The following is a 14,532-nucleotide window of genomic DNA, read 5'->3' on the forward strand; positions in this document are numbered from 1 at the left end:
GAGCCGAAATTCAGGTTTGTGCATTTACCCGATGACCCGCATACAGATCAGAGCCCTTCCCGCAAAATGCGTGGCGTTGTCAGTAGAACTCACAATGTCTGACGGGAACGAGGTAAATCCCCAGCTGCCGTTTGGGGGAATAGGGGGAGGAGCCCATATCAATACGGTCGGATATAGCCACTCGCTTCCGATCTCGAAGCGCGTAATCAGAGAGCTGCCCCAACCAAATTCGGGCCTGAAGCCCCCGGCCTGAACGTAAGGCGTAGCCCAGGTATTGGCTTGCCATGCATCCATGTAGGCGTTCCCGTTATTTAGGATAACGTCGTGAACCCTGCCGGCTGTGACGTCGTAGCTCGAGGTTTTCCCTGCGGAGTCACGAACGGTGATTGTGGTAGTGCCGGCGCCCTTGACCAGAACGCCTCCTTCTTCAGCATCGACCGTGGCGACACTTGGCTTGCTGGACCGGTAGGTATACGGGGGCATTCCTCCGGTTGGCTTTCGTTCCAAGTCGTAGTAACGATTTTTCGACGCGAAGTTGCTGGTGGTGTAGATGATCTGGGTAAAGACATGTGGGGTTGTATCAATGATCTCGGAGGTTCCGACAGTAAACGTCCAGGGTTGCGACACCGGTTCGGTTCCATATTTCCCTTTGGCGGTGAAGCTGTGGTGACCCATGGCCAAGCCGATGACGGCGTGGGTCCAGATACCGCCGTCGACGTAGGCGATACCTTTGGAGTCGATGACGTCGAAAATCTCCACTCGCTGACCGCTCACCCCGGTGCCCCTGAGCGTGACGGCGGTAGCCTCGGTGCTTGTGCCATCGGGAATGTCAGCGCCTTGGGCATCTTTCACCGAGGTGATTTGCGGTGGGGCAAGTTGGTTCAGGTGGATATCCAGGCGCTTGGCGGATGACTGGTTGAAATTGCCCAATTGATCAGTAACCCGGTATTGGATCAAGGTATTGGCGTTGTCACCCACCTGTTGAAAGGTGTCGGTGAAAAGGGTTTTTGTCACGGGGGTCGAAGCGTCGATCACCTCGAACGGGACGGTTACATCTCCCAACAGAAAATCGATGCGGTCGTAGCTTCGCGGGTTGGAGTAGGTAAAACCAAACTCCACGCCCTGCGCTGCCCGTTCGGCACTGACCCCATCGCGGATCACATCGGGGGGAATCACCAGATCCAGGCCTTCCGGCGCGGGTTCGCCCGGAGCGCGCAGGTGATACAACACGAATAAGTCCCTGGAGGGCTGTGAGGAATTGTCACTGGGACGGGTCACCAGGTAGTACAGCCTGTTGACGCCATGGATCAAGCGTCCATGGGGGATATGCAACGACATGCGATTTCCTTCCTCCCCTGGCTGGACGGTATCGCCAGCGACGGGAGTGGGGTTGTCATTGACATACAGATCGACTCGATCCCAAGCCGCCAGCGGCCAGGCTAAACGCTGCATCTCCGGCAACGGGTCAATCAAGCATTGGAGCCCTTGAGGCTGATCGTCGTAAAGGCTTTTAGGGATACCGCCATCGGCGAGGTCGACCGGTTTCACTGGCGTAATCCAACCCGGAATGATGACGGGATAAAGCGCGAACAGATCGTCCAGGGTAGAAGAGTGGTTAGCCATCGGGTTCTCCTGGCAAGTGATGACCGTGACCTCTAGAGACATGGTCATCACACTCCAGGCTGAAGAGACTGGCTACTGTCAGAACTTACAGGTTAGGACTGGTTTAAGACGAGCGGTCGGTGTGTCGACTAGCGCGGGTTGACGGTGTCCAGCGCCCGGTTCGCCAGTAATCCGCTCAGCTCGATCAACTGCTGGATGCCCAGCGCCACGTGCCGCCGCGAACCGTCCAGTTCAAAGGCCAGGTCGCTGATCATGGCGTCGGCCGAGGCCAGTGTTTCGCTGAGGTTGGCGAGCAGGTGTTCGGTGTCGATGCCGTTTACGACGGTAAAGAGTTGATTGGGGGGCGGATCGGTGTCGGGCTTTGACTCTAGATAAAAATCGAGGGCGCGTTTGGCGGCTTTGTCGAAGGCTGTTGGGGTTGGATCGGTGTCCGGCGGATTGGGGGTTGGTTTGAACATGGTGAATCTCCTACGGGGATGGCACCACCCAAACCTGTCGCTAAACAGAACTGGGTGGCGGCTGCATGCGGGTTAGCGAACCGGTCGTAGGCACCCGGCAGACCCGAAGGTCTCCCACATACAGCCGCCATAACGTAATTGCAGTCAGAACTGCAACGAAGCATGGAGTGCTTATTGTGCCTAGAGTGATCCGGGTCGCTAAACCCGATCGCTGATCAGTCAGCGACCCGCAAACGATAGAACCCACCCCCAAGGCGCACAAGCCGGCGGATTCTGGCGTAGTTGTAGGCAATGGCGCAAGGCGATGTAGCCAAGTCCAGCAGTGTCCTACGGCAGAATAAACATTGGATCGCTGGGGACAGTTCCGCTTTCAGAAACCCGATCGCCCGCATCGCGAGCAAGCTTTGCTCCCACAGGGGATTCGGTGCGCTAGAAGCAACAGGCAGGGTTGGACTGCAATCAGGGACGGCGCAGCGTCTTTTGCCTGAGGATATAAACCGTCACCAACACCGCACTGGTCAACATGAACCCCCGTGCCCACGGCAGCGGCACCAGGTAGCAGGACAACAGGATGCTCGCCCACATCAAACCGATGGCGTAGACCTTGCCCTTGAGTGGGATGCCATGGCCGCTGAGGTAGTCGCTGATCCACGGGCCGAGCCGGGGATGTTCCACCAGCCAGCGGTAGAAGCGTGGCGAGCTGCGGGCGAAGCAGGCCGCGGCGAGCAGCAGGAAGGGGGTGGTGGGCAGTACCGGCAGGAAGATCCCGATCACCCCTAACGCCACGCTCAGCCAGCCGATGGACAGCAGGACGTAGCGCAACATCAGGGGGCGGTTGCCTATGGGGTTGTCCATAGGCCGTATCTTAGTGATGGCGAGGCTTGAGAATCGCCGGTTTCTCGTCCGGTGCGTTGCACAGCAGGTAGAGGGCGGTGAGGGCTTCCGGGATCTGCACGATCATGTCGTCCATCAGGTTCGGGTCGGCGGCGATGTCGGAAAACTCCGGTTGTTCATCGAACAGGCCGGAACCGACCATGATCGGCAGGAGCATTTCGCTGACTTCTTCTTCGGCGGTTTCGAACCAGGCGGCTTCGCGCAGGAAGACACCCTCCATGAAGCCGATGCACCAGCCACGTAATTCAGAATCGTCCGGGTCGTCGCCCAGGTCGAGTTCGCACGGCAGTTCGAATTCTTCGTCCGAGGCCAGCTGACGAGCGATATGGGCCTTGAGACCCACCAGCGTCGCTTCGATCTCGGTGCGCTGGGCTTCGTCGGTGTAATGCGGCTCTTCGGCGAACAGGGCGTCGATCCACTCCCGGTCGGGCACCTGCTCGGAACAGATCGAGAGGGCGGTCAGATAGCCATGAGCGGCCACGTAATCCAGCGCTTCGTCGTGCAGCTCATCGGCATCGAGGAAGACTTGCAGGCGGGTCAATTGCTCAGCGAAGGACATTGCGGGCTACCTTGGGGGAATAAACAATGCGGGAATTCTAGGCCTTCTTGAGCGCCCAGGCCAGCCGCGTGGCAGATTTGCCTCTTTAAGGCGCGAGGTGGCCGCGAATACAGCGGCGCCCCCGATCAATGTGGGAGCGTGAGAAGGCGCGATCACCTCTTGTCAGCATCGCCCTCTGGGACGAAGGCCTCGGGTATACTGCCGCGTTTTGTGATGCCCTGCGGTGTCCCACCGGTTCGAAACGCGCCCTTACGATTTGCCGGTGCAGCCTTTTCGATTCTGAACCAGCCTTGCAGGGATGTTTCGGTGATTTTTGGAGTTTCTATGCTCGAACAGGCTCAACGCGTCCTCAAGGACATCTTCGGCTACGACAGTTTCCGTGGCCGTCAGGGTGCCATTATTGAGCGCGTGGCCAACGGTGGCGATGCCCTGGTGCTCATGCCCACCGGCGGTGGCAAGTCCTTGTGCTACCAGGTGCCGGCGCTGTTGCGCAACGGCCTGGCGGTGGTGGTTTCGCCGCTGATCGCCCTGATGGACGATCAGGTCGCCACCCTTGAGGAACTGGGGGTTGCCGCCGCTTCGCTGAACTCTACCTTGAGTGCCGATCAGCAGCGGGACCTGGCGGCGCGGATCAAGCGCGGCGAAGTGAAGATGTTGTACCTGGCCCCCGAGCGCTTGGTGCAGCCGCGCATGCTGGCATTCCTGCAGGGCCTTGAAATTGCCCTGTTCGCCATCGACGAAGCCCACTGCGTCTCCCAGTGGGGTCACGATTTCCGTCGTGAGTACCTGCAACTGGGGCAACTGGCGGAACTGTTCCCGGACGTACCGCGCATCGCCCTGACCGCCACCGCCGACAAGCGTACCCGCGAGGAAATCGTCGAGCGCCTGCACTTGCAGGACGCCGAGCGCTTCCTGTCCAGCTTCGACCGATCCAATATTTTCTACCGCATCGTGCCCAAGGAGCAGCCGCGCAAGCAGTTGCTGGCGTTCTTGGCCGAGCGTCGCAGCGATGCCGGTATCGTCTACTGCCTGTCGCGAAAAAAGGTCGATGAGGTGTCGGCGTTCCTCTGCGACCAGGGATTTCCGGCGCTGCCGTATCACGCGGGTCTGCCCAACGACCTGCGGGCCTATCACCAGAAGCGCTTTCTCAACGAAGAAGGCCTGATCATGGTTGCCACCGTGGCGTTCGGCATGGGCATCGACAAGCCCAACGTGCGTTTCGTCGCGCACCTGGACCTGCCCAAGTCCCTGGAGGCCTATTACCAGGAAACCGGCCGAGCGGGCCGTGATGGCTTGCCCGCGGATGCCTGGATGGCCTACGGCCTGCAGGACGTGGTGATGCTCAAGCAGATGTTGCAGAACTCCGAAGGCGACGAGCGCCACAAGCGCCTTGAACAGCACAAGCTCGATGCCATGCTCTCGCTGTGCGAAGAAACCCGTTGCCGACGCCAGACCTTGCTTGCCTATTTCGACGAGGACATGCCCCAGCCGTGCGGGCATTGCGACAATTGTGTCGATGGCGTGGAAACCTGGGATGCCACCGAACCGGCCCGTCAGGCGCTGTCGACCATTTATCGCACCGGCCAGCGCTATGGCGTCGGTCATCTGGTGGATGTCTTGCTGGGCAAGGACAACGAAAAGGTCCGCAGCTTCGGCCATCAGCATCTGTCGGTGTTCGGCGTGGGCAAGGCCCGTTCCGAGAGCGAATGGCGTTCGTTGTTCAGGCAACTGGTGGCGCGTGGCCTGGTGGATATCGACCTGGAAGGCTACGGCGGCCTGCGCCTGAGTGCGAGTTGCCGACCGTTGCTCAAAGGCGAGGTCACCCTGGAGTTGCGTCGTGATCTCAAGCCGGCAACGGCGGTCAAGAGCAGCAAGAGCCAGGCCAGCCAACTGGTGCGTGGCGAGGAGCGCGATCAGTGGGAAGCTTTGCGCGCCTTGCGTCGCAAACTGGCCGAGGAGCACGGCGTCCCCCCCTATGTCATTTTCCCCGACTCGACGTTGCTGGAAATGCTGCGCAGCCAACCCACCTCCCTCGCCGAAATGGCCCGGGTCAGCGGTGTGGGCGCACGCAAGCTGGAGCGTTATGGCGAGGCGTTCCTCCAGGTCTTGGGCGGGGAGGCCGAGACGCCGAAATCGGTGGCCGATGTGCGCCACGAACTCATTACCCTTGCCCGGGCCGGCATGACGCCATTGCAGATTGCCGGGCAATTGCAATGCTCGGAAAAGAACGTCTACGCGATGCTCGCCGAGGCCATTGGCATGCAGCAATTATCCCTGGAACAGGCATTGGACCTGCCGGAGGAATTGCTGGGCGAGGTCCAGGACGCGTTCCTCGATGGCGAGGGCGAATTACCTTCCGTGTCGGAGGTTGCCGCGCTGTTTGTCGGGCGTGTGCCGGAAGGCGTCCTGTATTGCGTCAGGGCCGCCTTGCAGTCGGAATTCGAAGTCTGATCAATATGTTGCGTCCCTTTAACGATTCAGTACGGAGCGGGCCTTGCCTGAATCCGATACGCATGCTTAGCTGACTAATAATTAGTATTCCTCTATTTCAGATCTGATGAGTTTTTTATGTCGTTAACCGATCAACACCGTTTTGGCATGCAACTGGCGCAGATGTCCCGAGGTTGGCGTGCCGAGCTGGACCGGCGCCTGGCCGGGCTGGGCCTGTCCCAGGCGCGTTGGCTGGTGCTGTTGCACCTGGCCCGTTTCGAACACGCGCCGACCCAGCGGGAATTGGCCCAGAGCGTCGCCGTCGAGGGCCCGACCCTCGCACGCCTGCTCGACAGCCTGGAAACTCAGGGGCTGGTGCAGCGCCAGGCCGTGGCCGAAGACCGTCGGGCCAAGAAAATCGTCCTTTGCGCACCGGCCCGGCCGTTGATCGAGCAGATCGAAACCATTGCCACCCAGTTGCGCAAGGAACTGTTCGAAGGCGTCGACGAAGCGGACATGCGCGTGTGCATGCGCGTTCACGGCACAATCCTCGCCAATCTGGAAAAATCCTGAGGCATATCACGGCTGGCATGCCTTTGAGATTCGGCGGTTAGCGAACTATAACCAGTACTAAGCGTTCGTATTGGAAGCGTTCGAATCGAAAGGGATACCCATGCTTGAAAGTTTGCAGTCCACGTTGCGCAGTTGCGTCAACGTGTCGGTCGTCTTGGGTGCCTTGGGGTATTCGGCTTTGGCGTCTGCGCTGGGGCTGGGGGAGATCACGCTCCATTCAGCCCTGAACCAGCCGTTGCGCGCTGATATTGCCCTGGTCGACGTGGCCGGGCTGGAAGAGGGCGATCTTTCGGCCAGCCTGGCGAGCCCGGACGATTTCAGCCGAGCCGGCGTGGAACGGGTGTTTTTTCTCAACAATCTACGCTTTACGCCGGTGCTGCGTGGTGAGCGCAGTTTCATCCGGGTGACCTCCAGCAAGCCGGTGGAGGAGCCGTTTCTCAATTTTCTGGTGCAGCTCAATCAGCCTAATGGACGCCTGCTGCGCGAATACACCGTACTGATCGACCCGCCGGGCACGCCGGGCGTCGTGCCTGCCGCCGACCCACTTGCCGATGTGTCCCGGTCTTCGCTGCCGGCCCAGGCAACACCTGCCATCAAGCCGCCCCCCGCCACACAAGGCAAGCACTACACCGTCGTGCAGGGTGACAACCCCTGGCTCATTGCCAAACGCCTGCACGCTGCCGGCAGCGGCGGTTCGGTCAATGAGTTGATGCAGGGCATCCAGGCCCTGAACCCGGGCAGTGACCGGCTTTCTATCGGTCAACGCTTGTTACTGCCCGACTCGGCGGTACTGCCGTCCCCCGCCGAAGCAGCGACTGGGCCCGCCGCTGCCGCTTCTGACGAACAACTGGCCGCCAGCGTGCTGCAAAACCAGCAGCAACAGAAAACCATCGACGAACTTCAAGCCAGGATTCAGGCCCAGGATGAAGAACTGGCCGGTCAACGCAAGCAGATCAGCGAGTTGCAGGCGAAATTGGCCGAGGTCAGCCCTGCTGCCGAAACCGCGGCAACACCGCCACCGGCGCCACCGGCAGGCGAGGCGATGAATGACACAACGGCTGTCGAGCCTCCCATGACAGCGCCAGAAGCAGAGTCCGAGGGCTTCAGCGGTTTGTTGTGGGCGGCGCTGGCAGGCCTGTTGGGGCTGCTCGCGCTGTTGCTGGTCATGCGCCGTAGGCAACAGGCGCAGGCTGGCTCGGAGTCCATGAGCGAGCGTCCCGAACTGCTGCTCGACGACGATACTGAAAGCTTTGCATCGCCGGTCGACACGGGGCAGTCCGAGGCCGCGACCTCATTCAATAACGGCGACACGCCTTTAGGGGATGTACTGGAAGGCGTCGGGATCTACCTCACCTATGGTCGCTTCAGCGAAGCAGCGGGATTGTTGCGGGCCGCGCTGTTGGCGGAACCGGAGCGCACGGACCTGGGCCTGAAGTTGCTGGAAGTGCTGGGCAAGCAGGGCGACGCCATCGGTTTTCAGGCTCAGGAGCATCATTTGGCCACCCAGGGCGTCGATGCCAGCCTGCTGGAGGAAATTCGCGGGCGGTATCCGAAGGTTGCCGTGACCAGCGCACCCGAGGTGGTGTCAGCGCCGCCACCGTCTCCGCTTCCTGAACCCGCACCTGAATCCGGCGACGAATTCGAGCTGGACCTGGACGCGCTGTCCATGGAAACCAGCTGGGACCTGGCCGATGGGCAGGGCTCCGTCGCTGGAAAAAACGCCGCTGCGTCACCCGCTGCCGAGGCTTCGGAGGGGCTGTCGCTTTCCGGTTTCGACGAGTCGGATCTGCAGTGGAGCGCCCCGCTGGAAACCGAGTCGCTGGATGACGCCTTTCTTGATGGATTTGCCGATGAAGAACAGTCGCTCGAGCTGGAGCCGCTGCCCTCTGAGTCAGAGTCAATGTCCCTGGAGCCTCAGGCCGCGGAACATTCGGAAAAGCTGGAACAGGCGCAGAACTGCATTGATGAGGGCGATTTGAAGACCGCCGTCACGCTGCTGGAGGAACTGCTTGAGGACGGCGACGAACCGCTCAAGCAGACCGCTAGGGTGCTGCTGGCCGGGATTCGCTGATACGCTGGGATCAAGGCTGGCTGGGTGCAGCTCTTCGCGGGCAAGCCCAGCCAGACCCGTCAAAACGTTTGCCCCAAATTCAGGTACACCGCTTGTTCATCGTCGTCGTTGAAGCCGTAGCTGAAGTTCAGTGGCCCCAGTGGCGTGTCGAAACCCAGGAAAATGCTAGCGGCATTGATGTAGCCGCTGTCGAACGCGTTGTCGTTGTTCCAGGCCCGGCCCCGTTCCAGCGAGCCGCCGAAGTACAGTGGGAAATCCAGGGGCAGGTAGGCTCGTGGGGTCAGCCGGCGATAGTAAACGGCGCGCATCAGGCTCATGTTCTGCCCGGAAATCCCGTCTTCGCGAAAACCTGATAGCTGCCGTGCCCCGCCAAGTACGAAGCTGGAAGTCACGACCTCGGCCGTGTCGAGGGTGCGGCCGTAGCGCCCGCCGAGAATAAACGTGTTCGGGCCATTGCTCAGGGCTTTGTCCAGCTTCAGCTCCCACTGGCGGTAACGCTGGTCCGAGCCCAGTCCTGGATCGTACTGGCGCCAGGACAGACCGACGTCTTCGCCTTCGTGGGGAAAATACACGTTGTCCAGGGAATCGAACGAGTACTTGAGCTCATAGAAGCCTTCGTTGAAGTCTTCGCTGGGCTGGTCGTGATCACCGATGCGTACGTCCGCCTTGCCCCAAGCCTGGCCGACCCCGAAACGGATCTCGCCGCTGTTGCCGATCTGGCGGCCCAGGTTCAGGCCCAGTCCGTAACGTTCAACGCGATACTGCGCGATCGGGTCATTGTCCAGGATCGCGTCGACATTGCGGGATTCGAACTGCCCATAAGGGGCAATGAAGTAGCGCGAGCCTACATCCAGGGGCTGATAGAACTCGCTGTACAATTCCTGCCTGTCGCCGATCTGCGCCCGGGTCAGCCATTCGGCGCCCAGGCGGTTGATGCCGTTGACCCGATAGCTGGCACCGAGGTTGAAGGCGCTGTCACCGCGCATGTCGTCTGACAGGCTCAGTCCCAGCCGTAGATAGTCGGTGCCGGTGCGCTTGCCCCGGGCATTGATTACCAGGGTATTGTCCGACCCCTTATGGACCACGCGGTATTGCACCTGCTCGAAGTAATCCAGGCCGTACAGCGTGCCCATGTCGGTTTGCAGGCGCCCCAGGTCCAGCGGCTCGCCGATCTGCTGGCGAATGTAATAGCGAATCACATCGTCGCCGACCTTCGAGTCGTTCTCCACGCGGATCGCCGTGATGACCGGTGTCCGTTCGCTGGGGGTGCGGGCCGCCACGAGTTGCGGATCGGCTGCCTCGAGGGGGCGCAGGTGTGCCAGGCGGGCCTGGAGAATCCGAGTGGCGCGGTAACCCGCATCGATCATTTCACGAGCCTGGCCGAAGTCGGTCGAGCCGAAACTCGCCAGGGCCGGTTGGATCAGCACGTCGTCTTTTTTCAGCGTGGCCAGTTGTTCTTCCGAATTGCGCCGGGTCATCAGGGTGGTCGACTGGTTCAGGACGTCCAATACCGTGACCAGTTGCTTACGGTTGCGCAGCGGGGTGCCGATGTCGACCACAATGGCCATGTCCACGCCCATTTCCCGCGCCACATCCAGGGGGATGTTGTCGCTCATGCCGCCATCCACCAGCAGGCGGCCGTCCAACTCCACCGGAGCGAACACCGCCGGGATCGACATGCTGGCGCGGATGACCTTGGGCAGGTGGCCTTTGCGGAACACGACCTTTTCACCGCTGGCAATGTCCGTTGCGACGGCACGGAACGGGATCGGCAGTTTGTCGAAGTCTCGGGTGTCGCTGGCATGCGCCAGCAGGCTCTCAAGCAGCAGGGCCAGGTTTTGTCCCTGGATAACGCCTAATGGCAGGCCGAGGCTGCCGTCATCGCGAAAGCTCAGTTTTTGTTTCACCAGGAAGTCCCGGTCGTCCTGCTTGCGTCGGAATGGCACGTCCTTGCGGGGTGGGGCATCGGACAGGGCCTGTTGCCAGTCGATGTCCAGGGCGAGTTTTTCCAGTTCGTCGATCTTGTAGCCGGAAGCGTACAGCCCGCCGATCACGGCGCCCATGCTGGTGCCTGCAATGGCGTCGATCCTGATGCCTTGCTCTTCCAGGGCCTTGAGCACACCGATATGGGCCAGGCCTCGCGCCGCGCCGCCGGACAGCACCAGGCCAATCTTCGGGCGCGGGGTGTCGACGGCGGATTCACTGGCATGGCCGAACAGGGGCATCAATAGCAAGAGCAGGCAGGGCAGCAAGCGGCGCATCGTCAATCTCGGGGCGTGGGGCAAAGGCGAGTATTATAGCGATGCCTTCGAACCCACGAGCCGACCTCCAATGACTGAGCAAAAACCGGAAATCGTCATCACCTATTGCACTCAATGCCAATGGTTACTGCGTGCGGCCTGGCTGGCCCAGGAGCTGCTCAGCACGTTCGGCGACGATTTGGGCAAAGTTTCCCTGGTGCCCGGCACTGGCGGAGTGTTCCGCATCGCTTGCGACGGCGTGCAACTCTGGGAGCGCAAGGCTGATGGCGGATTCCCTGAGGCCAAGGTGCTGAAGCAGCGGGTGCGCGACCGTATCGATCCGGAACGGGACCTGGGCCATAACGACCGGGTTCAGTGAGACGTCGCTTCGACGCTTGCCTGTGGTTTCTTCGAACTCAACTGACTCGACACCACGATCGCGACGATGATCAGGAGGCCGCCCAGCAGCATGCGCAAGGTCGGGGTCTCGCTGAACAACAGCCAGGCCATGGCGATGCCATAGACCGGTTCCATGGCGAAGACCACGGCCGCGGTGCGGGCCTTGATCACCCCCAGGCTGGCAACGAACAGACTGTGTGCCAGACCGGTGCAGAACACCCCGAGCAGGCCGATCCACAGCCAGTCGAGCGGGCGCACATCACTCAGTTGCGGAGCGGCCAGGGGCAACAGGCATAACCCGACCACCAGGTTCTGGCAGAGCGCGGCCTGTACGGGAGGGACATGGCCGGAGCCGGCGCGGTTGGTCAGCGACAACAGGGAAAACAGCAACCCCGATGCCACCGCCCACAGGAGCCCGGAGGTGGCGCTGCTGGCCAGGTCGAATGCTGGCGTGACCAGCACCAGCCCGATGCTTACCAACACCACCAGCAGGATTTCATTAGCGCGAATCCGCTCGCGAAAGATCAGTCCTTCGAGCAATACCGTGAAGGCCGGGAAACTGGCGAACCCCAACGTGGCGACCGCCACCCCCGCGACTTTTACCGCAATGAAAAAGCTGACCCAATGTCCCGCCAACAGCAGGCCACCCAGCAGCAATCGCCGGCCGTCCGCCGCACGGAGTTTCTGCCAACGGGCGCGGCTGGCAAAGCGGGCGAAGAACGCCAGGGCCAGTACGGCAAATACCGCACGACCGAACACGATGACTGTCGGCGACGCGACGGCGAGCTTGCCGAACACGCCAGTCAGGCCAAACATGAGAGCGCCAATGTGCAGGGCGCCGAGGGCGGTACGGGGCGTCATCACAATCCTTCCAGACAAAACGGTAACAGGCGGATCCCTGAGGGAGGCATTCACAAAAGCCCGGAACACCGCCGCCCCTGTGGGAGCGGGCTTGCTCGCGAATGCGACCGACCTGTCACGAAAGTATTCACTGACACACCGCGTTCGCGAGCAAGCCCGCTTCCACCGAAGCTTTCTCCGGTCAGTATTTAAACGTGGTCAAGAGCGGTGTGTCTGTCGCGATCCTGGCGATTTTTAGCGCCAGGCTAGCGCCGAAGCTTGCTCGGCGACACGCCGAATTCGCGCAACACCGCGGCGGCAAAGGCGCTCTGGGAGCCATAGCCGACCCGGTGAGCGACCTCGCCAATCGGCAGGTCCGTGTCGCGCAGCAACCCTACGGCCTTGTGCAGGCGACGGCTGCGGATGTACTCCATCGGCGTCTGGCCGCATTCGGCGATGAAGCGCGCATGCAGGCGGGCGCTGGACAGCCCGGCGACCTGGGCCAGGTCCGCCACTTGAAGCGGATAGGCCGCGTATTGGTCGATGTGAGCGTCGAGCGCGGCGTAGGGCAGGCGACGGCCTCCGGTCGTGGCGGGACGAGCCCCATTGAGACTGGCCAGGAGCAGCACGGCTCCCTGTCGGGCAATCAACGGATCGTCCATCCGGCTACTTGCCAGCCAACAGACCAATTGGCTTTGCCCCGCATCCAGGGGCAAGCGGGCACTGCTGTCGAGCAACCGCCGGCTGGCGTCGGCGTGGTCCCCCAGGCACTGATCGATCCAGTCGTCGCCCGGCACGTCCATCACCAGGCAGCGGCTGCCGTGGGGGCTGTCACAAGCGTGGTGTGCTCCGGCCGGCACTACCACGAAACTCTGCCGGACCACCTGGCTGCCGCAACCTTCGATCTCGAAATCCAGCGCACCGGACAACCCGAATACCAATTGCGCATGGTCATGGCTGTGGACGATCAGGTCCTGGCTGTATTGGCGTAGCGTGAGGATCGGTCTCATCGCGGTCTCCCGTGGCAGGCCGTCAGGATACACTGAGGACGTGACGTAGCGCGCTGTCATGCAATGGACTTGTGTTTGTCATGGGGCATTAATCGCCAGCGTGCACAGTGGTGAAAACGATAGAGGGGGTGCCCATGACCAGCGCCGAGCTCGCCAGACCCAGCCGCAAGCAGCGTGTCCGCACCCTGTGGATTTCCGACGTACACCTGGGCACCCGGGACTGCCAGGCCGAGCACCTGTCGCAGTTCCTCAAGGGCTATCACGCCGACAGGATCTACCTGGTCGGTGACATCATCGACGGTTGGAAACTGCGCGGCGGCATGTACTGGCCCCAAGCGCATACCAACGTCATCCGACGCTTGCTGACCATGAGCAAGCGCGGCACCGAAGTGATCTACGTCACCGGCAACCATGATGAATTTCTGCGGCGCTATTCGAAGCTGATCCTGGGCAATATCCAGCTGGTGGACGAGGCGGTGCATGTCACCGCCGATGGCCGGCACCTGCTGGTGATCCACGGCGACCAGTTCGATGTCATCACCCGTTACCATCGCTGGTTGGCATTCCTCGGCGATTCGGCGTACGAACTGACCCTCACACTGAACCGTTGGCTTAACCATTGGCGCGCCCGTTATGGCTACGGCTACTGGTCACTGTCGGCTTACCTCAAGCACAAGGTGAAGACCGCTGTCAGCTTTATCAGCGACTTTGAGGAGGCCATCGCCCACGAATGCGTGAAACGTGAGTTGCACGGCGTGGTGTGCGGCCATATTCACCATGCCGAGATTCGCAAGGTGGGAGAGGTGGAGTACCTCAACTGCGGTGACTGGGTCGAATCGTGCACGGCATTGATCGAACACTGGGATGGCTCGATCGAGTTGTACCGGTTGGCGGATGCCCAGGCGCGCGAGGCGCAGATCAAGGCCGGGTTGAAGATTTCCGAACCTGCTTGAGTCGTGTCGCGGGACAAGGCTTGCCCCGCGATAAGAACACCCTGGTCCGCCGGTTAGAATGCCACCTTGCCCCGCAGCATGTCGCGGTACATCACAAAATCCCCCAACAGGCTGTAGAACGGATGCTGGAAGGTGGCCGGCCGGTTCTTTTCGAAGAAGAAATGCCCGACCCAGGCGAAGCCGTAGCCGGCCACCGGCAAGGCGATCAACCACCACCAGACGGTTGCGACGAGCGCCAGGACGAAAATCAGGATGACCAGGGAGGTGCCGACGAAGTGCAGGCGCCGACAGGTGCTGTTGCTGTGTTCGCCGAGGTAATACGGGTAAAACTCGGCAAAGCTGTCGAATCGTTTGCGCTTTTCCAAGACTGCGGGCTCTTTGGTTGTTGTGCTGTATCCAAGTCTAGGGCGAACGGTTGCATTGGCCAGTGACAAAGAGCGCCACTTTAGTATCCTTCGCAAAACCGGCCGTGGCACACGGCC

Annotated in this window: 13 protein-coding genes; 5 read left to right on the top strand and 8 right to left on the bottom strand. The window is 61.2% G+C overall.

Features of this window, described 5'->3' with window-relative positions; all coding sequences use genetic code 11:
* Positions 1 to 24: 24 nt before the first annotated feature.
* From AD666_RS17975 to AD666_RS17990, 4 genes are all read right to left on the bottom strand, one after another.
* Positions 25 to 1,623, bottom strand: a complete 1,599-nt coding sequence (locus AD666_RS17975) for an Ig-like domain-containing protein (RefSeq protein WP_156315959.1) — start codon at positions 1,621 to 1,623, stop codon at positions 25 to 27.
* 128 nt (positions 1,624 to 1,751) lie between these two features.
* A complete protein-coding gene (locus AD666_RS17980) occupies positions 1,752 to 2,081 on the bottom strand; it encodes a DUF6124 family protein (RefSeq protein WP_053154826.1) in 330 nt (109 codons plus the stop codon).
* Positions 2,082 to 2,540: 459 nt separating this feature from the next.
* Complete coding sequence (locus tag AD666_RS17985; RefSeq protein ID WP_053154829.1) at positions 2,541 to 2,936, bottom strand: YbaN family protein; 396 nt, start codon at positions 2,934 to 2,936, stop codon at positions 2,541 to 2,543.
* Between the two features lie 10 nt (positions 2,937 to 2,946).
* Positions 2,947 to 3,534, bottom strand: a complete 588-nt coding sequence (locus AD666_RS17990; protein ID WP_053154832.1) for a YecA family protein — start codon at positions 3,532 to 3,534, stop codon at positions 2,947 to 2,949.
* A 324-nt stretch (positions 3,535 to 3,858) separates the two neighbouring features.
* Between AD666_RS17990 and recQ the strand changes: the two genes are divergently transcribed.
* The 3 genes from recQ (at position 3,859) to AD666_RS18005 (ending at position 8,608) form a co-directional block, all read left to right on the top strand.
* On the top strand, positions 3,859 to 5,985 hold the full coding sequence (gene recQ / locus AD666_RS17995; RefSeq protein WP_053154835.1) for a DNA helicase RecQ: 2,127 nt from the start codon (positions 3,859 to 3,861) through the stop codon (positions 5,983 to 5,985).
* A gap of 117 nt (positions 5,986 to 6,102) precedes the next feature.
* Positions 6,103 to 6,537, top strand: coding sequence for a MarR family transcriptional regulator (locus AD666_RS18000; RefSeq protein ID WP_053154838.1), 435 nt, complete (start codon positions 6,103 to 6,105; stop codon positions 6,535 to 6,537).
* A 100-nt stretch (positions 6,538 to 6,637) separates the two neighbouring features.
* Positions 6,638 to 8,608: a FimV/HubP family polar landmark protein gene (locus tag AD666_RS18005; protein ID WP_053154841.1), complete on the top strand. Its 1,971-nt coding sequence runs from the start codon at positions 6,638 to 6,640 to the stop codon at positions 8,606 to 8,608.
* Positions 8,609 to 8,667: 59 nt separating this feature from the next.
* On the opposite strand, the gene AD666_RS18010 is transcribed toward AD666_RS18005, so the two are convergent.
* On the bottom strand, positions 8,668 to 10,869 hold the full coding sequence (locus AD666_RS18010; RefSeq protein ID WP_053154844.1) for a patatin-like phospholipase family protein: 2,202 nt from the start codon (positions 10,867 to 10,869) through the stop codon (positions 8,668 to 8,670).
* Positions 10,870 to 10,939: 70 nt separating this feature from the next.
* On the opposite strand from AD666_RS18010, the gene AD666_RS18015 reads away from it, so the two are divergent.
* Complete coding sequence (locus AD666_RS18015) at positions 10,940 to 11,227, top strand: SelT/SelW/SelH family protein (protein WP_053154847.1); 288 nt, start codon at positions 10,940 to 10,942, stop codon at positions 11,225 to 11,227.
* Here AD666_RS18015 and AD666_RS18020 read toward each other — a convergent pair.
* Positions 11,221 to 12,108, bottom strand: coding sequence for a DMT family transporter (locus AD666_RS18020; protein ID WP_053154850.1), 888 nt, complete (start codon positions 12,106 to 12,108; stop codon positions 11,221 to 11,223). The genes AD666_RS18015 and AD666_RS18020 overlap by 7 nt on opposite strands.
* A gap of 245 nt (positions 12,109 to 12,353) precedes the next feature.
* On the bottom strand, positions 12,354 to 13,097 hold the full coding sequence (locus tag AD666_RS18025) for an AraC family transcriptional regulator (RefSeq protein WP_053154853.1): 744 nt from the start codon (positions 13,095 to 13,097) through the stop codon (positions 12,354 to 12,356).
* 134 nt (positions 13,098 to 13,231) lie between these two features.
* Here AD666_RS18025 and AD666_RS18030 point away from each other — a divergent pair, with 134 nt between their 5' ends.
* Positions 13,232 to 14,050, top strand: a complete 819-nt coding sequence (locus AD666_RS18030; RefSeq protein WP_053154856.1) for a UDP-2,3-diacylglucosamine diphosphatase — start codon at positions 13,232 to 13,234, stop codon at positions 14,048 to 14,050.
* A 53-nt stretch (positions 14,051 to 14,103) separates the two neighbouring features.
* Here the strand turns inward: AD666_RS18030 and AD666_RS18035 are convergent, their stop codons facing one another.
* Positions 14,104 to 14,415 (bottom strand): DUF962 domain-containing protein, encoded by a 312-nt coding sequence (locus AD666_RS18035; RefSeq protein WP_053154859.1) that lies wholly within the window; start codon positions 14,413 to 14,415, stop codon positions 14,104 to 14,106.
* Between the last annotated feature and the right edge of the window lie 117 nt (positions 14,416 to 14,532).

The sequence above is a fragment of the Pseudomonas sp. Pf153 genome, from assembly GCF_001269775.1.
In the GTDB taxonomy this organism is placed as follows: Bacteria; Pseudomonadota; Gammaproteobacteria; order Pseudomonadales; family Pseudomonadaceae; genus Aquipseudomonas; species Aquipseudomonas uvaldensis.